At 61.3% G+C, this 20,517-nt stretch carries 21 protein-coding genes; 15 read left to right on the top strand and 6 right to left on the bottom strand.

Annotated elements, in window-relative coordinates; translation table 11 throughout:
- The first annotated feature begins 26 nt into the window (after positions 1-26).
- The 3 genes from CO657_RS19600 (at position 27) to hisC (ending at position 3,646) form a co-directional block, all read left to right on the top strand.
- A complete protein-coding gene (locus CO657_RS19600; RefSeq protein ID WP_012559322.1) occupies positions 27-1,220 on the top strand; it encodes an MFS transporter in 1,194 nt (397 codons plus the stop codon).
- 97 nt (positions 1,221-1,317) lie between these two features.
- On the top strand, positions 1,318-2,568 hold the full coding sequence (ispG, locus tag CO657_RS19595; protein ID WP_054182348.1) for a flavodoxin-dependent (E)-4-hydroxy-3-methylbut-2-enyl-diphosphate synthase: 1,251 nt from the start codon (positions 1,318-1,320) through the stop codon (positions 2,566-2,568).
- A gap of 16 nt (positions 2,569-2,584) precedes the next feature.
- Positions 2,585-3,646, top strand: a complete 1,062-nt coding sequence (gene hisC, locus CO657_RS19590) for a histidinol-phosphate transaminase (protein ID WP_054182349.1) — start codon at positions 2,585-2,587, stop codon at positions 3,644-3,646.
- Positions 3,647-3,654: 8 nt separating this feature from the next.
- Here the strand turns inward: hisC and CO657_RS19585 are convergent, their stop codons facing one another.
- Positions 3,655-4,569: a polyprenyl synthetase family protein gene (locus CO657_RS19585; RefSeq protein WP_012559319.1), complete on the bottom strand. Its 915-nt coding sequence runs from the start codon at positions 4,567-4,569 to the stop codon at positions 3,655-3,657.
- A gap of 134 nt (positions 4,570-4,703) precedes the next feature.
- Here CO657_RS19585 and mtgA point away from each other — a divergent pair, with 134 nt between their 5' ends.
- The 5 genes from mtgA to CO657_RS19560 all read left to right on the top strand — a co-directional run bounded on the left by mtgA (position 4,704) and on the right by CO657_RS19560 (position 7,926).
- Complete coding sequence (gene mtgA / locus CO657_RS19580) at positions 4,704-5,441, top strand: monofunctional biosynthetic peptidoglycan transglycosylase (RefSeq protein ID WP_037073415.1); 738 nt, start codon at positions 4,704-4,706, stop codon at positions 5,439-5,441.
- Positions 5,442-5,536: 95 nt separating this feature from the next.
- On the top strand, positions 5,537-6,259 hold the full coding sequence (locus CO657_RS19575) for a DUF1868 domain-containing protein (RefSeq protein ID WP_012559317.1): 723 nt from the start codon (positions 5,537-5,539) through the stop codon (positions 6,257-6,259).
- Positions 6,260-6,272: 13 nt separating this feature from the next.
- Positions 6,273-6,920 (top strand): glutathione S-transferase family protein, encoded by a 648-nt coding sequence (locus CO657_RS19570; RefSeq protein WP_012559316.1) that lies wholly within the window; start codon positions 6,273-6,275, stop codon positions 6,918-6,920.
- A gap of 156 nt (positions 6,921-7,076) precedes the next feature.
- Positions 7,077-7,262 (top strand): 50S ribosomal protein L32, encoded by a 186-nt coding sequence (rpmF, locus tag CO657_RS19565; RefSeq protein ID WP_003543812.1) that lies wholly within the window; start codon positions 7,077-7,079, stop codon positions 7,260-7,262.
- Between the two features lie 256 nt (positions 7,263-7,518).
- On the top strand, positions 7,519-7,926 hold the full coding sequence (locus CO657_RS19560; protein ID WP_003589652.1) for a hypothetical protein: 408 nt from the start codon (positions 7,519-7,521) through the stop codon (positions 7,924-7,926).
- Here the strand turns inward: CO657_RS19560 and phaR are convergent.
- A complete protein-coding gene (gene phaR / locus CO657_RS19555; RefSeq protein ID WP_003583046.1) occupies positions 7,921-8,493 on the bottom strand; it encodes a polyhydroxyalkanoate synthesis repressor PhaR in 573 nt (190 codons plus the stop codon). The genes CO657_RS19560 and phaR overlap by 6 nt on opposite strands.
- Before the next feature lie 238 nt (positions 8,494-8,731).
- On the opposite strand from phaR, the gene CO657_RS19550 reads away from it, so the two are divergent.
- Together CO657_RS19550 and phbB are read left to right on the top strand one after the other, a co-directional pair.
- A complete protein-coding gene (locus CO657_RS19550; protein WP_054182350.1) occupies positions 8,732-9,913 on the top strand; it encodes an acetyl-CoA C-acetyltransferase in 1,182 nt (393 codons plus the stop codon).
- A 69-nt stretch (positions 9,914-9,982) separates the two neighbouring features.
- The gene (gene phbB / locus CO657_RS19545) at positions 9,983-10,708 is read left to right on the top strand and encodes a beta-ketoacyl-ACP reductase (RefSeq protein ID WP_012559314.1); all 726 of its coding nucleotides are present in this window, start codon (positions 9,983-9,985) and stop codon (positions 10,706-10,708) included.
- Positions 10,709-10,799: 91 nt separating this feature from the next.
- Here phbB and CO657_RS36810 read toward each other — a convergent pair whose 3' ends face one another.
- From CO657_RS36810 to CO657_RS19535, 3 genes are all read right to left on the bottom strand, one after another.
- On the bottom strand, positions 10,800-10,958 hold the full coding sequence (locus tag CO657_RS36810; protein WP_003589655.1) for a hypothetical protein: 159 nt from the start codon (positions 10,956-10,958) through the stop codon (positions 10,800-10,802).
- A gap of 194 nt (positions 10,959-11,152) precedes the next feature.
- The gene (locus CO657_RS19540) at positions 11,153-11,410 is read right to left on the bottom strand and encodes a YMGG-like glycine zipper-containing protein (protein ID WP_003589657.1); all 258 of its coding nucleotides are present in this window, start codon (positions 11,408-11,410) and stop codon (positions 11,153-11,155) included.
- Between the two features lie 27 nt (positions 11,411-11,437).
- Complete coding sequence (locus tag CO657_RS19535; protein ID WP_003543790.1) at positions 11,438-11,593, bottom strand: DUF3309 family protein; 156 nt, start codon at positions 11,591-11,593, stop codon at positions 11,438-11,440.
- A 795-nt stretch (positions 11,594-12,388) separates the two neighbouring features.
- Here CO657_RS19535 and CO657_RS19530 point away from each other — a divergent pair.
- From CO657_RS19530 to CO657_RS19510, 5 genes are all read left to right on the top strand, one after another.
- Entirely contained in the window at positions 12,389-15,652 is a 3,264-nt protein-coding gene (locus CO657_RS19530) for a helicase-related protein (RefSeq protein WP_054182519.1), read from the top strand.
- A gap of 2 nt (positions 15,653-15,654) precedes the next feature.
- On the top strand, positions 15,655-16,059 hold the full coding sequence (locus CO657_RS19525; protein WP_054182351.1) for an RNA-binding S4 domain-containing protein: 405 nt from the start codon (positions 15,655-15,657) through the stop codon (positions 16,057-16,059).
- A gap of 194 nt (positions 16,060-16,253) precedes the next feature.
- Positions 16,254-16,592: a ferredoxin FdxA gene (fdxA, locus tag CO657_RS19520; RefSeq protein ID WP_003567552.1), complete on the top strand. Its 339-nt coding sequence runs from the start codon at positions 16,254-16,256 to the stop codon at positions 16,590-16,592.
- 395 nt (positions 16,593-16,987) lie between these two features.
- Complete coding sequence (locus tag CO657_RS19515; RefSeq protein WP_003543775.1) at positions 16,988-17,560, top strand: CarD family transcriptional regulator; 573 nt, start codon at positions 16,988-16,990, stop codon at positions 17,558-17,560.
- A gap of 376 nt (positions 17,561-17,936) precedes the next feature.
- Positions 17,937-18,800 (top strand): RNA polymerase factor sigma-32, encoded by an 864-nt coding sequence (locus CO657_RS19510; RefSeq protein WP_054182352.1) that lies wholly within the window; start codon positions 17,937-17,939, stop codon positions 18,798-18,800.
- Between the two features lie 101 nt (positions 18,801-18,901).
- Here the strand turns inward: CO657_RS19510 and CO657_RS19505 are convergent, their stop codons facing one another.
- The gene (locus tag CO657_RS19505) at positions 18,902-20,446 is read right to left on the bottom strand and encodes a M48 family metalloprotease (RefSeq protein ID WP_003589661.1); all 1,545 of its coding nucleotides are present in this window, start codon (positions 20,444-20,446) and stop codon (positions 18,902-18,904) included.
- Positions 20,447-20,517: the final 71 nt, after the last annotated feature.

The raw sequence follows: 20,517 nt of genomic DNA, 5'->3' as shown, positions 1-20,517 counted from the left end.
GCCCGGCAATGAGGAAAGACCGAGAAATGGATAGTCATGTGAATGCGCCGCCGTCAGCTCGAAGCGGCTTCATCACCCGAAGCAGGGCGGCGGTTTCCCTGCTCTTTCTCATGAACGGCTTCGTCGTCGGCTGCTGGGCACCGAAGATCCCGGATTTTGCCGAGCGGCTGGCACTCTCCAAGTTCGAGCTTGGGCTGATGATCCTTGTCTTCGGCGTCGGCTCGCTGGTGATGATGCCGATCGCCGGGGCGCAGATTGCCAAACACGGCTCGCGTATCGTCGTCCAGTTGCTGGCTGTCTGCGTGTTGCCGCTGCTCTTGGCATTGACGCTCGCGCCGAATGTGATCACCGGGGCAATCTCGCTCTTCCTGTTCGGCGGTTTTATCGGCGCCATGGATGTGGCGATGAATGCCAATGCGGTGTCGGTCGAAAAATCCATGCGCCGCTCCATCATGTCGTCCTGCCACGCTTTCTGGAGCCTTGGCGGACTGATCGGCTCGGGTCTCGGCGGCATCGTGATTTCCAAGCTCGGCATTCTCGGCCATGCCGAACTGGCGACGGTGCTGGCGGCCATCTTCCTCGCGATCGCCTGGCCGATGATCCTGGCCGATCCGCCGCATCCCGATGCCAAGAAGGAAAAGACCAGGCTGCCGATGGTGCCGCTGCCGTGGCTGCTCGGATTGATGGCCTTATTCTCCATGGTGCCTGAGGGTGCGGTTCTGGACTGGGGCGCACTCTATCTCCGCCAGGAAATGGATGCCTCCGTGGCGCTCTCCGGCCTTGGTTTTGCAGCCTTTTCAGCGACGATGGCCATCATGCGTTTTGCCGGCGACCTGGTGCGCGATCGTCTCGGCGGCGTCAAAACGCTGCGGATCTGCACGGTGTTTGCCATCGTCGGCATGCTGCTTGCAGGTCTGGCGCCCAATGCCGAGATCGCCATTCTGGGCTTTGCCTTTTGCGGCATCGGCATTTCCAACATGGTGCCGATCGCCTTCTCGGCGGCGGGTAACATTCCCGGTCTCAAGCCCGGCATCGGCATCTCGGTCGTCACCACCATGGGCTATTCCGGCATGCTGGTTGCGCCATCGCTGATCGGCTTCGTCGCCGAGCATGTCGGCTTTGCGGCGGTCTTCATGGCGCTGCCGGCGCTGCTGCTCGTGGTTTTGCTGTTCTCCAAACTGGCCCGTTATGCCGATGGAGTCTCCGGCGGCGGCCATTAAGCCGCCTCCCAACAAAAGTGATATCGGGAGCGGTTGACAAGAAAGCAGTCATGATCCACCTGAAAGGCACTGTTTTCAGGGGTGCAGGAAACTCTTAATGTCTCCAACTGCCGATTTTGATCCGAAACCGCGCCGCGCGTCCGTTGCCGTCGATGTCGGCGGCGTCATCGTCGGCGGCGGGGCGCCGGTGGTCGTGCAATCGATGACGAACACTGACACGGCCGATATCGATTCGACCGTCGCCCAGGTCGCCGCTCTCCACCGGGCGGGCTCGGAGCTGGTACGCATCACCGTCGACCGTGACGAGAGTGCGGCCGCCGTGCCCAAGATCCGCGAGCGGCTGTTGCGGCTCGGCATGGACGTGCCATTGATCGGCGACTTCCATTATATCGGCCACAAACTGCTTGCCGATCACCCTGATTGTGCCGCAGCGCTCGCGAAATACCGCATCAATCCCGGCAATGTCGGCTTCAAGGACAAGAAGGACAAGCAGTTCGCCGAGATCATCGAGATGGCGATCCGCTACGACAAGCCGGTGCGCATCGGCGTCAACTGGGGTTCGCTCGATCAGGATCTCTTGACGGCGCTGATGGATGAGAATGCTAGAGCCGGTTCGCCGCTTTCGGCCCGGCAGGTAACACGCGAGGCGATCGTGCAATCGGCGCTCCTTTCGGCAGCCCTTGCCGAAGAGATCGGCCTGCCGCGCAACCGCATCATCCTGTCGGCCAAGGTCAGCCAGGTCCAGGACCTGATCGCCGTCAATTCCATGCTTGCCGAACGCTCCAATCATGCGCTTCATCTCGGCCTGACCGAAGCCGGCATGGGCACCAAGGGCATCGTCGCCTCATCGGCGGCGATGGGTTTCGTGCTCCAGCACGGCATCGGCGATACGATCCGCGTATCGCTGACGCCGGAGCCGAACGGCGACCGCACGCGCGAAGTTCAGGTAGCGCAGGAAATCCTGCAGGTCATGGGCTTCCGCCAGTTCATTCCTGTCGTTGCCGCCTGTCCTGGCTGCGGACGCACGACGTCGACAGTGTTCCAGGAGCTTGCCCAGAACATCCAGAACGACATCCGCAAGAACATGCCGGTCTGGCGCGAGAAATATCCGGGCGTCGAGGCGCTGAATGTTGCCGTCATGGGCTGCATCGTCAACGGACCGGGCGAAAGCAAACATGCCGATATCGGCATTTCGCTTCCCGGCACCGGCGAGACGCCGGCAGCCCCGGTCTTCATCGACGGGAAGAAGGCGCTGACATTGCGCGGTCCCAATATCGCTGCCGACTTCGAGGCGCTCGTCGTCGACTATATCGAGAAGCGTTTCGGCCAGCGGACGGCGGCGGAATGAAGGTCGGCGAATTCGCATGAGCCGCTACTGGTCTGATATCGTCAGCAAGCTCCGACCCTATGTCGCCGGGGAGCAACCCCGTATCCCCGGTCTGGTCAAGCTCAACACCAACGAGAACCCCTACGGCCCGTCTCCAGCGGCGCTGGAAGCGATCGGCCAAGCGGCGGATGATCGTCTGCGGCTCTATCCCGATCCGGCGGCGACGGAATTGCGCGAGACGATCGCTGCCCGTCACGGCCTGACGGCGGATGAAGTCTTCGTCGGCAACGGCTCAGACGAGGTCCTCGCCCATGCGTTTCAGGCGCTGCTGAAACATGAACTGCCGCTTCTCTATCCCGACATAAGCTACAGCTTCTATCCGACTTATAGCCTGCTATACGACATCGAAGCGATCGAAGCGCCGGTCGATGATACGTTCCAGATCCGGCTGGCGGATTACGACAGGCCGTGCGGGGCGATCATCATCCCCAATCCGAATGCGCCGACCGGCATCGGCTTGCCGCTTGCCGACATAGAGGCGCTTGTCGCCACCCATCCGGACGCGGTCGTGGTGATCGACGAGGCCTATGTCGATTTCGGCGGTGACAGTGCCATCCCGCTCATTTCCAAATATCCCAACCTGCTTGTCGTTCAGACCTTGTCGAAATCCCGCTCCTTTGCCGGCCTGCGCGTCGGTTTCGCGCTTGGGCAGCGGGAGCTGATCGAGGCGCTGGTGCGCGTCAAGGACAGCTTCAATTCCTATCCGCTCGATCGCCTGGCGCAGGTTGCCGCAACGGCGGCGATCAAGGACGAGGCGTGGTTCGAGGCATGCCGGACGAAGCTCATCGCCAGCCGGGACGGTCTCGTCCGGGACCTCGAAGCGCTGGAATTCGAAGTGCTGCCGTCTCAGGCGAATTTCGTTTTCGCACGGCATGAAAGCCGGTCGGGTGCCGCGCTGCAAGCCGCTCTGCGGGAGCGAGGTGTTCTCGTTCGGCATTTCGCCAAGCCGCGCATTTCGGATTTCCTGCGCATCAGCATCGGCACGAACGAGGAGTGCGCCCGTCTGGTTTCCGCTCTCAAGGAAATACTGGCAGCCTGAGTGACGCTTCAGCTCTTCCGGTCGGCGATGAAATGCGCCGCGGCGATCAGGGTCGAGGCGCGGGCGCCGTAGGGGGCCAGCAGCGCCTCGGCATCGCGGACATGCTGGCGGAGCTGCTCCTCGGCCCATTCGATGCCATGCAGCGCCACGAGCGTTCCCTTACCGCGGGCCGCATCCTTGCCGGTCGCCTTGCCCATGGTTGCAGTGTCCGAGGTCAGGTCGAGAATGTCGTCGGCGAGCTGAAAGGCAAGGCCGATCTTTTCGCCGAAAGCACGCAGGCGGCGCCGATCTTCCGGCGGGCTTGCCGCGATGAGGGCGCCGGCTTCGCAGGCGAAGCGGATCAGCGCGCCGGTTTTCATCGCCTGCAGGCGGATGATGCCGGCCTCATCAGGAGCCTGCTTCTCCGCCGCGAGATCGAGCGCTTGGCCGCCGGCCATGCCGCCGAGACCGGCGGCGCGGGCAAGCGCCAGCACCAGCGATGCCTTGCTCGTGTCGGCAAGCGCCGTTTCCGGCGCGGCGATGATGTCGAAGGCGTAGGTCAGCAGGCTGTCGCCGGCGAGGATCGCGGTGGCTTCATCGAACTTGATATGAACAGTCGGTTTGCCGCGGCGGAGATCATCGTCGTCCATGGCGGGCAGATCGTCATGCACGAGCGAATAACAGTGGACGCATTCGAGTGCGGCGCCGACGCGGCGTGCGGCCTCGTCATCGCCGCCGAGAAGGGCGGCGCTTTCGACCACCAGGAACGGGCGCAGCCGCTTGCCGCCGTTCAGCACGGCATAGTGCATGGCGCTGCGCAGCGTCTCGGGCCTGGCGATTTCGTCGGAAAGGGCGTTCGGTAAAAGCAATGCATCGAGCAGCGCCTCGATCTCGCGGGCGTTGTTCTTCAGCCTCGTCTCGAAAGTGTCCCGGTTCGCATCCATGGGCGCTGTTTGGCATGAGCGCCCCCGGGCTTGCAACGGAATTGTCGATGGCGCGGCAAGATTCGCCACGCACTCTGGCATAAGCGGCCTACAGGCGTTATGAGAACGACAGGAGCGAAATCGGGTTGGGGACTTTGGATATAGCGCCGGAGAGAGAGGACATCGCCGACATGCCGGCTCGTCGGCAATGGTTCGGAGACCGGCGCGTGTTGAAACGCATCGTGCTTGCCGTGCTGGCGCTGGTGATCCTTCCTTACGCGCTGATCTTTTTCTACGTGCTGCCTTTCATTCACCCGGTCTCGACGCTGATGCTGCGCGATCTCGTACTGCTGCGCGGTTATGACCGCAGATGGGTGTCGCTTGACGAGATCGCACCGGTTCTGGTGCAGTCGGTGATGATGTCCGAAGACGGGCAATATTGTTTTCACGGCGGTGTCGACTGGGCGGAAATGCGCATGCTGGTCGAAGATACGCTGAAGGGCCAGGCAACGCGCGGCGGCAGCACCATCCCGATGCAGACGGCGAAGAACCTCTTTCTCTGGAACAGCCGCTCCTTCGTGCGCAAGGCGATGGAGCTTCCGCTCGCCGTTTCCACGGATTTCGTCCTGTCGAAACGGCGGCTGATGGAAATCTATCTCAACATCGCCGAATGGGGTCCGGGCATTTACGGCATCGAGGCGGCGGCGCAGCATCATTTCAAGGTGCCGGCCTCGAAGCTGACGCGGCGCCAGGCATCGCTGCTTGCTGTGTCGCTGCCGAACCCGATCGACCGCAATGCCGGCAAACCAGGCCGCGGCCTTCGCCGGCTTGCCGGCGTAATCGAGAGACGGGCACAGGGTTCCGGCGATTACATCAAATGCATCTATGAGTGAGATCAGAACTTCTCGTTAGAAGGACCAGGCGTCATCTGACATTCTTGGTTCTGCCATATGGGCGGTGCAGTCCAATCAGAACCCTCGAGTCGCCCATGACCGCTACGATGTTTTCTCCCGAGCTTCTCCTCTATTCGAAGACGCACAATCCGAACCCGCCCACCCATCTCGGCAGCCGTTATCACAAGGTTGGCGGCTTTTTGCCCGAGGCCGGCAACACCATCGTCTGCCATGCCGAGAAGGGGTCGCGGACGCAGACGGTGCTGATCGAGGCACGGGAGAAATATCTGGCGATGCCGGAGGTCCAGCAGTTCCTCTTCACGCCGATATCAAGCCTTCACATGACGCTTTTCGAAGGCGTCATCGAGACCAGGCGCCGGCAAGATTGCTGGCCGGGCGATCTTCCGATCGAGACGCCGATCGGCGACATGACCGAACTGATGGCGGCGCGGCTCGAAGGTTTTTCGATGGCTGACCCCTTCCATGTCGCCGTGGTCGAAGCGCGCCCGTCAGGCCTGCTCCTCGACGGGGCGACGGAGAACGACCGTAAGGTCATGCGCGCCTGGCGCGACGCCTTTGCCGATCTCCTCGGCTACCGCCAGCCGAACCATGACGACTACAAGTTTCACATGACCTTTGCCTATGCGATCGAGCGGCTGGAGGACGAAGCCTTGCCGCGCTGGCAGGCGATGCTTGATCACGTTGCCGAGGATATCCGCCGCAAGGCCCCTGTTTTCGAGCTGACGCCACCGGCATTCTGCGTCTTCGAGGACATGAACCATTTCCACGAAGTGCTGATTTTCCATTTCGACACCTGAACGGGAGAAGCCCATGGATAGGCTGACGCTCTATATCGCCAACAAAAACTATTCCTCCTGGTCTTTCCGGCCCTGGATGGCGCTGACGGGCGTCGGCATCGATTTCGAGGAGGTCCTGATCCCCTTCGACGACGCGGCCGGCAATCCCAATATCAAGGCCGTATCGCCGACCGGGCGAGTGCCGCTTCTGCAGCATGGCGCGTTGAAGATCTGGGAATCGCTGGCGATCATCGAATATGCCGCCGAGCTTTATCCGGACGCCGGTCTTCTGCCTGCCGATCGCGCTGAGCGCTCGCTCGCCCGGTCGGTTTCGATGGAAATGCTCTCGAGCTTCCGGGCTCTGCGCAGCGCCTGCCCGATGAATATCCGCCGGCCGAAGGCCAGGATCGCGCTGCCGGATGGTGTCGATACCGATATCAGCCGCATCGAGACGATCTGGCGGGATCTCCTGCAGCAATCCGGCGGGCCGTTTCTCTTCGGCGCGTTCGGGGCCGCGGATGCGATGTTTGCGCCCGTCGTCAACCGGTTCGAGATCTATGATCTGGTCGACAGAAGCGATACGCTCGCCTATATGCAGACCATGAAGGCGCATCCGGCCTGGCGCAAGTGGGAAGAGGCGGCGCGCGTCGAGCCTTGGGTCGTGCCGGAAGACGAAGTCTGAGGTGGGAATCATCGGCGTGTCAAAAAATATGCATGGGGACTGGTCAAGCCCGCCCCTTGCATGTATAAGCGCGCAAAATTTCCGAAATCGCGACATGTCCGTTTCGGCCGCCAGTCTGGCCGTGGGAATGTTTTGCCCGCAAGTGGAGTAAGAGAAATGGCTGTACCGAAGAGAAAAACAAGCCCGTCCAAGCGCGGCATGCGCCGTTCGGCTGATGCGCTGAAGGCTCCGACCTATGTCGAAGACAAGAACTCCGGCGAACTGCGCCGCCCGCATCACATCGACCTGAAGACCGGCATGTATCGCGGCCGCCAGGTTCTGACGCCGAAGGAAAGCGCATAATTTCCGATTCGGCTTGTCCGATCGAAAGTTTTAAGGCCGGCGTCACGCCGGCCTTTTCATATTCGGCGATATAATATTTGCTATGTCTTGCGGTGGGGCAATGCTTTGCGGCAGTATTCTTCCAGCCGCTAGAACAGGATGATTTTAGGCCCGGTTGGCCTAAAATATGAATCCTGTTCTAAATTAAAGAGTTAGAGCATGATGTCGCCCGAAAACCGCTCACACTTTTCGGCATCATGCTCTAAGGAGATTGCCGATGATAGCCGCAATGCCGCTGATGATTATCCCGTTCGTTCTCTACAATCTGGCGATGCTCGGCCTGATGGGCGAGGGCGGTATCCCGGCGCTGCAGCATGACGTCATCGTATTGTCGATGATATCAGGCGCCATCTGGAGCATGGCGCTCGGCGATCTGTTCATCGTCATAGCGCTTGTCGTGCTGTTCTTCGAAATCCTGAAAGCGACCAGAACGGGTCCCGGCAACCTCATCAACCACATATTGTCGATGCTGGTTTTCATCGCCTTCCTGGTCGAGTTTCTGCTCGTCCGGGATGCTGCGACGCAGGTCTTCTTCATTTTGATGACGATCGCTCTGATCGATGTGATCGGCGGGTTTGCCGTGTCGATCCGGAGCGCCGGGCGGGATGTCTCGATCGGATTATAGGTTGTCGAGCTTGTTCTGAAGGGCGCGGAGCTGTTCCTTCAGCTCATCGATATCCTTGGCCTCGGCCTTGCGGCTTTCCTTGGCCGGCGGCGTCATGAAGGGCGAGAACATCTGCATCGCCTGCTGAAACAGCTCGGTGTTGCGGCGAACCTGGTCCTCGACCATCTGCATCGGCAGTTGCAGGTTCTTGCCGAGCGGTGTTTCGCCGAAGGCGCGGTTCACCTGCTCTCGCATCTGGGACTGCTGTTCGCTGAAGGCGCGCATCGAATGTTCGAGAAAGCTCGGCACGACCATCTGCATCTGGTCGCCGTAATAGGTGATGAGCTGGCGCAGGAAGGAGATCGGGAGAAGCGTGTTGCCGGTCTTCGATTCCTGCTCGAAGATGATCTGGGTCAGCACCGAATGAGTGATGTCATCTCCGCTTTTTGCATCCTGGACGGTAAATTCCTCGCCCTTCTTCACCATCTCCGCCAGGTCTTCCAGCGTGACGTAGGTGCTGGTGCCCGTATTGTATAGCCGGCGATTGGCGTATTTCTTGATGACTATCTGACCCTCATGCTTCGCCATATCAGTCTCCTGGACCCCCGTCTGAACTATGGATATTCCTCCACTTCAGACTGTAAACGCAAAAGAAGGCCGGTGACAATCTCTTTGTGCGATGCGGCAAACCTTTCACAGAGCAGATGAATTCGGGCTTTCGCGTTCGTGCCGAAAAATGACCGTGACCGGTCTTCGCGTTTGACTTGCGCTCCAAGCTTTGCCAGTTTCCTCTTATGTAAGTGAGACGAAAACGAGGAGCGTCACCATGAGCAGTTCATCCATCGTCATCGCCAGTGCAGGTCGAACGGCCGTCGGCTCGTTCAACGGCGCTTTCGCAACGGTTCCCGCGCATGAGCTCGGCGCGGCCGTGATCAAGGGTGCGCTCGCGCGCGCCGGCGTCGATGCCGGCGAAGTGGATGAGGTGATCCTCGGTCAGGTGCTCTCTGCCGGCGAGGGCCAGAACCCGGCGCGCCAGGCGGCGATAAAAGCCGGCATTCCGAAGGAGGCGACGGCCTGGGGCGTCAACCAGCTCTGCGGTTCGGGTCTGCGCGCCGTCGCGCTCGGCATGCAGCAGATCGCCACCGGCGACGCCAAGATCATCGTTGCCGGCGGCCAGGAATCCATGTCGATGGCGCCGCATGCCATGCACCTGCGCGGCGGCGTCAAGATGGGCGACGCCAAGATGGTCGACACGATGATCAAGGACGGCCTGACCGATGCCTTCCACGGCTACCACATGGGCATCACCGCCGAGAATATCGCCCGTCAGTGGCAGCTTTCGCGCGACGAGCAGGATCAGTTCGCCGTCGCCTCGCAGAACAAGGCGGAGGCGGCGCAGAAGGCCGGCCGCTTTGCCGACGAGATCATCCCCTACATCATCCAGACGCGTAAGGGCGACGTTACGGTCGATGCCGACGAATATATCCGCCACGGCGCCACGCTGGAGGCGATGGGCAAGCTGCGCCCGGCCTTCGATAAGGAGGGCACGGTGACGGCCGCGAATGCCTCCGGCCTCAACGACGGTGCCGCTGCTGCGGTGCTGATGAGCGAAGCAGAAGCCGTCCGGCGCGGCATCCAGCCGCTCGCCCGCATCGTTTCCTGGGCAACGGCGGGCGTCGATCCGCAGATCATGGGGACCGGCCCGATCCCGGCATCCCGCAAGGCGCTCGAAAGGGCCGGCTGGTCGGTCGGCGATCTCGATCTCGTCGAAGCCAACGAGGCTTTTGCGGCGCAGGCCTGCGCCGTCACCAAGGATCTCGGATGGGATCCGGCGATCGTCAACGTCAACGGCGGGGCGATCGCGATCGGCCATCCGATCGGCGCTTCCGGCGCGCGCGTTCTCAACACGCTGTTGTTCGAAATGAAGCGCCGCGGCGCCAAGAAGGGGCTTGCTACGCTTTGCATCGGCGGCGGCATGGGTGTCGCCATGTGCTTCGAAGCACTTTAAACAGCATACGATCCGTCATTGATTGAAAAATCCCGCCACGGCGGGGCGAAAACAAAAGGGGAGCGGAACATGAGCAGAGTGGCTGTGGTCACCGGGGGTACGCGCGGCATTGGTGCGGCCATATCCGTGGCGCTGAAAAACGCCGGTTACAGGGTTGCCGCCAATTATGCCGGCAACGACGAGAAGGCCAAAGCCTTCCACGACGCCACCGGCGTGCCGGTATTCAAATGGGATGTTTCGGATTACGCCGCCTGCGGCGAGGGGATCGCCCGGATCGAGAGTGAGATCGGGCCGGTCGAAGTGCTCGTCAACAATGCCGGCATCACCCGCGACGCCATGTTCCACAAGATGACGCCGCAGCAATGGCACGAGGTGATCAATACCAACCTCACCGGCCTGTTCAACATGACGCATCAGGTCTGGACCGGTATGCGCGACCGCAGCTTCGGCCGCATTGTCAATATCTCGTCGATCAACGGCCAGAAGGGCCAGATGGGTCAGGCGAACTATTCGGCGGCAAAAGCCGGCGATCTCGGCTTCACCAAGGCGCTGGCCCAGGAAGGGGCGGCGAAGAACATCACCGTCAACGCCATTTGCCCCGGTTACATCGGAACCGAGATGGTGCTTGCCGTGCCGGAGAAGGTGCTGAACGAACGCATCATTCCGCAGATTCCCGTCGGTCGTCTCGGCGAGCCTGAGGAAATCGCGCGTTGCGTTACCTTCCTCGCCTCTGACGATGCCGGCTTCATCACCGGTTCGACGCTAACCGCCAATGGCGGGCAGTTCTTCGTCTAACCTGCCCCGATAATTGCAATCGACTTGAAAGCGATAGCGCGTCCCGCGGGACGCGCTATCGCTTTTTGTATGGATGCTCTCCGTGCGGGCATCAGGAACGGTCGCCGGCCTTTTGGTGACGCCGTGGCGGAATCTTGACCGGCACGCGCTGCGGCGAGCGATCCTCGCCGCGAAGCGCTGAGATCGCGGTTGTCAGGAAAGCCAAGCCGATGAGAATGGCGACGGCGGAATTCAGGAAAATCTGACCCATGGAAGCGTTCCTTTCAGATGCGCCGGGCGGCTTCGCCTGCCCACTGCGCTCATGAAGGAAATATGCGCCTGCCTGATGAAGGCTGGTAGGTTTGGCTTTGGCGACCGATCGTCAACGCCGCGTTGACGGAGGCGGGAGCAAAGAAAAACGGGCGCCGAAGCGCCCGTTGGGAAGTCCGATATGTTTCTCGCCGATTAGCGGCAACGAGCCTCGTAGCGGCGGCCGTAGCGGTCGCGATAGACGCAGTAGCCGCGGCGCTCGACCGACTGGCCGATGAGAGCGCCGGTCAGACCACCGGCAACGGCGCCGACGGCGGCACCACCCCAGCTGTTGGTGACCACACCGCCGATGACCGCACCGGTGCCGGCGCCGATCGCCGTGCCTTGCTCGGTCGCTGTGCAGGATGCCAGAGCGCCGACGAGCGCACCAATAAGAACAATCTTCTTCATCATGTCGTAACTCCCCAGGTTTGTTGGCCTTTAGATGCGGCCCATGAGTACAAGGATAATGATAATCACGAGAACTAGCCCCAAACCGCCAGAAGGTCCATAGCCCCAGCCACGGCTATAACCCCAATTCGGCAAGGCTCCGATCAAGAGCAGAATGAGGATAACAAGAAGTATTGTGCCAAGCATGGTGTGTTTCCTTCATTTCATCCGCAATTTGAATGGACCAGAAACACGCATTGGCGATTTTTGTTCCCGGTTAAGCCAGGAAATGTGACGCGCCCGGACCCCCGCCCTATCGGAAACCTGCCCGTATGGTTAAAAAGGCGTTTAAATACAATATGTTGCGGTGAACAAAGCGAGAAGGTCCCGATGTCGCCGATTCGTCAGCGATTCGTTCCGTATTTGATCGGCGCGCCGCCAGCGACCATCCCGGCTTAACGGGATATGAATCCGGCTTCCGAAAGATTAATGCCGATGGGACAAGGCGGAACGGGCAAGCCGGTCGACGATCCGCATCTAGCGCATGGACCGAGTTTCGCCACCAGATGTGGCCGTGAACGAAAGGCGAAAACGATGCGGTCAGCGATTCGTCGCCGATTCGTTCCGGCTTTGGTCGACAGGTTAATTTCGGGCGCAATTTTCGATTGTTCGCCACTTGCCGGATTCGCTGATGGCGGCGACGAAAATGCCAGGCGGAGGGAGTCCGTCGATTCAGCATCTAGTGGGAAAAAGTGATTCAAAATCAATACTTAGCCGTGAACAAAAGCTGAATCACCGGGAGTCAGCGATTCGTCGCTGATTCGTTCTCACGCTGTTCCGAATCGCAGATGCGGGCGTCCCACGTGACTCGCAAAGGTCGTAATCCCGGCAGCATTTTGAAATCTGCCCTTGCGTTTGCGGCGGCGGCTGTCCATGTGTTCTCTGGCTTCCGTCGCGGAAGCACTGTTTTCCTGGGGGCTGCCCGCCTCATTTGCATGGACCATGACTCTGACTTCGCAGCCGATGATTCTGAGCGGGCGCGGTGTGACCGCGGTGCTTGGGCCGACCAATACCGGTAAGACCCATTATGCCATCGAGCGCATGGTCGCGCACGGGACCGGCGTGATCGGCCTGCCGCTTCGGCTGCTGGCGCGCGAGGTCTATACGCGGGTGGTGGAGAAGGTGGGCGCGCAGAATGTGGCGCTGGTCACCGGCGAGGAAAAGATTTCGCCGCCCAATGCGCGTTTTTCGGTCTGCACCGTCGAGGCGATGCCGCGTGAAACCAAGGCCGCCTTCGTCGCCATCGACGAGGTGCAGCTCGCCGGCGATCTCGAGCGCGGCCATATCTTCACCGACCGCATCCTGCATCTTCGCGGCCGTGAGGAAACGCTGCTGCTTGGCGCGGCGACCATGCAGCCGATCCTGCAGCAGCTCCTGCCCGGCATCACGATCGTCGAGCGGCCGCGGCTTTCGCATCTTTTCTATGCCGGGCAGAAGAAGATCACCCGGCTGCCGCAGCGCTCGGCCATCGTCGCCTTCTCGGCCGACGAGGTCTATGCCATCGCCGAGCTCATCCGCCGGCAGCGCGGCGGCGCGGCTGTCGTGCTCGGCGCGCTCAGCCCGCGCACCCGCAACGCGCAGGTGGCGCTTTATCAGGCGGGCGATGTCGAATATCTGGTGGCGACCGATGCGATCGGCATGGGCCTCAACCTCGATGTCGATCACGTCGCCTTCGCCCAGGACCGGAAATTTGACGGCTACCAGTTCCGCAATCTCAATCCGGGCGAACTCGGCCAGATCGCCGGGCGCGCCGGGCGGCACGTCCGCGACGGTACCTTCGGCGTCACCGGGCAGGTTTCGCCCTTCGACGAGGAACTGGTGCAGCGCATCGAGAGCCACCAATTCGACAACGTCAAGGTTTTGCAGTGGCGCACCACCGAGATGGACTTCTCCTCGATCCAAGCGTTGCGCGCCAGCCTCGAGGCGGGACCGCGCGTGGCGGGGTTGACGCGGGCGCTGCCTGCGGTCGACCAGCAGGCGCTGGAACAGCTTTCGCGTTATCCCGAGGTGATCAACCTTGCCGACAGGCCGGCCCGGGTCGAAAAACTCTGGGAGGCTTGCGCGCTTCCCGACTATCGGCGTATCACCCCGGCACAACATGCCGATCTTATCTCGACCCTCTTTTCCGATCTCGTGCGCTATGGCACGGTGAACGAGCAGTTTCTCGCGGAACAGGTTCATCGCTCCGATCGGACAGATGGGGAAATTGACACGCTTTCGGCGCGAATCGCGCAGATAAGAACCTGGACCTATGTTTCGAATCGGCCTGGTTGGCTTGCCGATCCGACACACTGGCAGGAAAAGACGCGGGAAATCGAAGATCGATTGTCCGACGCGTTACATGAAAGGTTGACGAAACGCTTTGTTGATCGCAGGACATCTGTGCTCATGAAGCGCCTGAGAGAGAATGCGATGCTGGAAGCTGAAATCAGTGTGAATGGCGATGTCTTCGTTGAAGGACATCATGTAGGGCAATTGAGCGGATTCCGTTTCACGCCGGTGGCGGGAACGGACGGACCGGATGCCAAGGCGGTTCAGGCTGCGTCGCAGAAAGCGCTCGCGCTCGAATTCGAGGCCCGCGCGGCGCGAATCCATGCCGCCGGCAACAGCGACCTGGCGATCGGTTCGGATGGGTTGATCCGTTGGATCGGCGACCCGGTGGCGCGGCTTTCGGGCAGCGATCACATCATGCGTCCGCGGGTGATTCTGCTGGCCGACGAACAGTTGACGGGCAATGCCCGCGATCATGTCGCCGCCCGTGTCGAACGCTTCGTCAATCATCATATCAGCACGGTGCTGAAGCCGCTCGATGATCTGTCGCGCGCCGAAGACCTGCAGGGACTGGCCAAGGGGCTGGCCTTCCAGCTCGTCGAGAATCTCGGCGTGCTGTTTCGCCGCGACGTGACCGAGGAGGTCAAGTCGCTCGACCAGGAGGCCCGCGCCTCGATGCGCCGCTACGGCGTGCGTTTCGGCGCTTACCATATTTTCGTTCCGGCACTTCTGAAACCGGCGCCGGCCGAGCTCATCACGCTGCTCTGGGCGCTGAAGAACGACGGTTTGGACAAGCCGGGCTACGGCGATCTCATTCCGGTGCTTGCCGCCGGCCGCACCTCGGTCGTTACCGACCCGAGTTTCGAGCGGATGTTCTACAAGCTCGCCGGCTTCCGATTCCTCGGCAAGCGTGCCGTGCGCATCGACATCCTCGAACGGCTTGCCGATATCATCCGGCCGCTGCTGCAGTGGAAGCCCGGTCAGAGCAACCGCCCGGAGGGTGCCTATGACGGCCGCCGCTTCACGACGACGACGGCGATGCTGTCGATCCTCGGGGCGACGCTCGAGGACATGGAAGAAATCCTCAAGGGCCTCGGCTATCGCGCCGATGCCGTGAAGGCGGAAGAGGCATCGGCACATCTTGCGACGCAGGATGCGGCCTCAGTGCCGGCAACGGCTACGGAAACGCCTGCCGACGAGACGGCCGAAAAGGCTGATCACGACGATGCCGACGGCGCGACGGAAGAAACTGCCGCCGAGCCATCTGCGACCGAGGCGGCTTCTGCTGATGTCGACACGCCGGTGGCGGAAGCGGTGGAAACCGCCGCTCCTGATGAAGCGGTCGAGACATCTGCTCCTGATGAGGCTTCTGCTCCCGTTGAAGCGGCGTCTGCGCCTGAGGAAGCAGCATCCGCTGAGGAAGCAGTGTCCGCTTCCCATGAAGCCGGCGAGCCGGTGGAACCGAAGCCGGTTCTTCTGTGGCGTCTCGGCGGCCGCAACGACAACCAGCGCCAGGCGCGCGGCGGGCATGGCGAACGCCGTGGCGGCCAGGGCCAGGAGCGCGGTCAGAACCAGGAACGCGGCGACCGCAATCGCCGGCCGGGCGGCGGTGAAGGCGGCGAAGGCAATCGCGGCGGCGAAGGCCGCGACAATAATCGCCAAAACCGCGGCAAGGACGGCGGCAGCCGCGATGGCGGCCGGCCGCAGCAGGCAAGAGGCGACCGCAACAACCAGCCGCGAGGCGACCAGCCGCGCGGCGACCGGCAGGACCGCAAGGATCGCGGCGAGCGCAATGACCGCAACGATCGCAACAACAACCGCGGCGGTTCGCAGCCGCTGCGCTTCGAGGCCAAGCCGCCGCGCAAGGAGAAGCCGATCGATCCGGATTCACCTTTCGCCAAGCTCGCGGCTCTCAAGGAGCAGATGAAGAAGTAATCATGAGCGGGGAGACACAGCCGACAAGCGGTTCGCGCCAGCGCATCGACAAGTGGCTGTTCTTCGCGCGCATGGTGAAGTCACGCTCGCTGGCGCAGAGCCATGTCCAATCGGGCCATGTGCGCGTCAACGGCGAGCGCTGCAATCATCCAAGCCAGATGGTCAAGCCGGGTGACCGCATCGAGCTGACGCTGGAGCGGCGCGACGTCGTTCTCGTCATCCGCCTCGTCGGCGAGCGGCGGGGGCCTTACGAGGAGGCCCGGCTGCTCTACGAGGACCTGTCGCCGCCGCCCGATGAGGCAAAACGCCTCACCCCCTTCGAGCAGGCGATCCGGGCGACCGGCACCGGCCGTCCGACCAAAAAGGAACGACGCGCAATCGACAGGCTGATGTCGGACGAGGATTAGAAAACTCTGCCCGCGGCGGCGGCTTTTGCAGATCGTTTATCCTTGAAATCCGGCGTTAAAGCCGATACGTCACTGACAACCTGCCGGAAGCGTGCTTGCCTCCCAAGCCTGCCCACGCTTTTCCTCCGGCACGGGGATAGGCGCGACGTTCCAGGTTGCCCGGCCCCCATCAGCATGGAATCCTGGAGTTCTTCATGACCTATGTCGTGACCGACAATTGCATCAAGTGCAAATACACCGATTGCGTGGAAGTCTGCCCCGTCGACTGCTTCTACGAGGGCGAGAATTTCCTCGTCATCCATCCCGACGAATGCATCGATTGCGGCGTCTGCGAACCTGAATGTCCCGCCGAGGCGATCAAGCCGGATACCGAGCCGGGCCTCGACAAATGGCTGAAGATCAACACCGAATATGCCACCATCTGGCCGAATATCACGGTGAAGAAGGATCCGTTGCCGGAGGCCAAGGAGATGGATGGCGAGACCGGAAAGTTCGAGAAGTATTTCTCGGAAAAACCCGGTTCCGGCGATTGAGACGGCGGCCATAATCGGCCGCCGGATTGGGGCGGCCGTGGGGTAAAACGTTTTAAAAGCTGCGTGAGGAATATGGGTGACATGTGTTGCCCGCATGACTCAAGCGAAGCAAATTATTGATTTCCTCATATTTTTATGATAGGTTTCGTCTACTGTTCCATTTGTGGCATGACGCATGCCCAAAACCATCACGAAAGCAAAACCAAATCCGTACGCGGTTTCCGTGACATATCAACGCTTTGAGCGCTGGGTCCCAAGATCGTGCGCAAGAAGTTCTTTGCTTTTGCCCGATGGGACCAGAGTGAAGTCACCCGACGGATTCTACCGTCTCACCCGGGCCTGACTGACCCGGCTCCGGCCGCCGCCGGAAGCGTAACAGGGAGTTTTTGAATAGAATGACGACTCAGCAGAAAAAGCCTTCCACAGCACGCCATGGCTTCAAGACCGGTGAATCGATCGTCTACCCCGCTCACGGCGTCGGTACCATCACCGCTATCGAAGAGCAAGAAGTTGCCGGCATGAAGCTCGAACTTTTCGTTATCGATTTCGAAAAGGACAAGATGCGGCTGAAGGTTCCGGTCGCGAAGGCGATGAGCATCGGCATGCGCAAGCTTTCGGAAACGGATTTCGTCGAGCGTGCATTGAAGGTCGTGCAGGGCAAGGCCCGCGTCAAGCGCACCATGTGGTCCCGCCGCGCCCAGGAATATGATGCCAAGATCAATTCCGGCGACCTGATTTCCATCGCTGAAGTCGTGCGCGATCTCTATCGTGCCGAAAACCAGCCTGAACAGTCCTATTCCGAGCGTCAGCTTTATGAGGCTGCACTCGACCGCATGGCGCGCGAAATCGCCGCCGTCAACAAGATGTCGGAAACCGAAGCCGTCCGCCTCGTCGAGACCAATCTCAACAAGGGTCCGAAGCGCGGCAAGGCGATTGAAGAAGACGATTCGCAGGACGAAGCCGCCTAAGGCGATCCTGTTTTTCCTATCAAAAAACCCGGCGCAAGCCGGGTTTTTTATTGGAACTTTTTCACGGCTGCCGCGTTTAACACACGTAATTGCGGACTGCTCGTCGGGCAATGTGCCTCGACGGGCGAACTGCTATTCCGTCAATGTTCGATGAGGAGCGGATCATGCCTTTTCAATATTGCCCATCCGGCAACGTGAAGAAACAGGTCCAGCCCGGCCGTCTCAACGGCACATCATGAGAAATAGGGCCTCCCCCTGAAAAGTCCAGGGGCGAGGCCTTTATGCATTCAGAACCCCATTCAGTCCGGACAGCGATGTTCCGGAAGGTGTGTTTTATTGTTCATTTAGGGCGAGAGGCCTGTTTCAGGAGATCGAAATGAAGAACATGTCTGCAGACCGGCGCATGATCAAGATCGCGATGGCCGCCCCCTATCTCGCCCGCCAGGAAGAGCACGATCTCGCCATCCGCTGGAAGGATCACGACGACCGCGGCGCGCGCAACCAGATCGCCATGGCCCATATGCGGCTCGTCATATCGATGGCGGGCAAGTTCCGCAATTTCGGCCTGCCGATGAGCGATCTCGTGCAGGAGGGCTATGTCGGCCTGCTGGAGGCCGCCGCCCGCTTCGAGCCGGAACGGGACGTGCGCTTTTCGACCTATGCAAGCTGGTGGATCAGGGCTTCGATCCAGGATTATATCCTGCGCAACTGGTCGATCGTGCGCGGCGGCACGAGCTCGGCGCAAAAGGCGCTGTTCTTCAATCTTCGTCGTCTGCGCGCCAAGCTCGCCAAGGGCGACACACAGCTGACGCTGCAATCCATTCACCAGGAAATCGCCGCGGCGCTCGGCGTCAGCCTCGCCGATGTGCAGACGATGGATGTCAGGCTTTCCGGCAACGACGCCTCGCTGCAGGCGCCTTCGGTCTCCGGCGATGCCGAGAGTGCGGAGAAGATGGACTTCCTCGTCAGCGACGATCCCCTGCCGGACGAGCAGGTTTCCAACATGATCGATGGCGAGCGCCGCCGCGTCTGGCTCGCCTCGGCGCTGAAACATCTCAACGAACGCGAGATGAAAATCATCAGCGCCCGGCGTCTGGCGGAAGACGGTGCCACGCTCGAAGAACTCGGCGCCGATCTCGGTATTTCCAAGGAGCGTGTGCGGCAGATCGAAAGCCGGGCGATGGAGAAGCTCCGCAGCGCGCTGGTGAGCGCCGATCCGCATATGGCGGCCTATGCTTAGATTTAAAGTTCTACTGCGTCCCGAGGGCGTCGAAAGACGCCCGGCGCGGTAACTTCGTTCCCTCCAGCAGCACTGACTCGCCCGGCGTAAGCCGGGTTTTTTTATTCAGCGATGATCTTGACGCGATCGCCGGGTGAAACGGCTGCACCCGTGGGCAAGGCATTGATAAGTTTGAAGAGATCGAGCTTGCGGTCGGTGCCCATCATGCGGGCGGCGAGCGTCGAGATGTTTTCACCCGGCCGGACGGTGACGACACGGATGCGCAGCGGCTTCAGGGAGGCTGCCTCGGCCGGCGTCATGCGCCGGAAACTTGCGCGCAGGACATTGGCGGTCGGCTCGAGGGCGTCGCTGCCTTTCGGCACGGCGGTCAGGAAACGGAAGATCTGCGAATTGTTGCGGATCACGGTGACATCGAAATCCCAGCGATCCGCACTTGCGCGTGCTGTGGCTGCTTCCATGCCGTTGATGGTAACCGGCTGGATGGTCGACGGGTCGAGGCCGGTCACCCAGCCGCTGGAAATATAGTTGGTGAGGCTCTGGTTCTGATTGTCGGCGACGCCGTCGAAGCGGACGGCGATGTCGTTCGGGCCCGTGGCCATCACGGCTTCGACCTTGTTGTCGATGTGGAAGTCCGGCGGCACGTCGAAGCGGATGCCGAGGCCTCCATGCAGGAAGGTCTGGCCGCGCACATAGCCTTCCTCAGGGCTATCGCCGTAGAGCAGACCGTCTATGCCGTCGAGATAATAGTCGCGGCCCTTGTCGCCGACTGACCCTTCCTGGCCGAAGGCCCGCGCATGGGTGCGGGCAAGCTCGATGCGCTGGGCGGAATTCGGATGGCTCGACAGGAAGTCGAGGCTCTGGTCGGCTTCGGGATCGACCGACATGAAGCGGCTGTACGCCGCCATGGAATCGAGAAAGCGGGCAGCGGAATAGGGGTCGTAGCCGGCTTCGCCGAGCATCCGTACGCCGATGACATCGGCCTGTAGTTCCTGCTGGCGGGAGAAGGCGGCAAGGCGCAGTTTGCCGCGGGCCAGTGCCTGCTTGCCGGCGATATCGCTGGAAAGGACCTCGGCGACGACGCGGCTGGCGATGACCTCAGCCTCTTCGCGCTTCTGCCGCTCGATGCCGTGGTTTGCCGTCACATGGCCCATCTCGTGCGACAGCACGGCGGCGACTTCGGAGGCGTCGTTGGCAAGGGCGAGCAGGCCGCGGGTGACGTAGAGATAACCACCTGGCAGCGCGAAGGCGTTGATCGCCGGTGAATTCAGGATGGTGATGCGGTAGGACTGGCTCGGATTCTCAGACACCGCCGTCAGCGCGCCGGCGATGCGGGCGACGAGGCGCTCGGTCTTGGCGTCCTTGTATTCGCCGCCGTAGCTTGCGACGATGCGCGGATGTTCGCGGGCGCCCATCGCCGCGCGCGGGTCGTTCTTCTGCACCTCGTCGACGATCTGCGGATTGGAAGAAGGCGAGACGCTCGGCTGATAGGATTGCTCGATCAGCGTTTGACAGCCATTAAGCGTCAGTGCGACGGCCGAAAGCAGCATCAGGCGACGCGCGAAGCGCCGGGGCGCGAAGAGGGCATCACTGGAAAGCGCGGGCGATTTCCACGTCGTCAAGCTCTCCAGTCTGTTTCTCCGCATCATGTCGCTATTTTGCCGGTTCGCCGCAGATTGGCACCGACCGTGGCAAGGGGAATTCAACAGGTGCCCACCCC

The sequence above is a fragment of the Rhizobium acidisoli genome, from assembly GCF_002531755.2.
Taxonomy (GTDB): Bacteria; Pseudomonadota; Alphaproteobacteria; order Rhizobiales; family Rhizobiaceae; genus Rhizobium; species Rhizobium acidisoli.
Note: the sequence above shows the minus strand (reverse complement) of the source record. Positions and strands in the feature narration are given on the sequence as shown.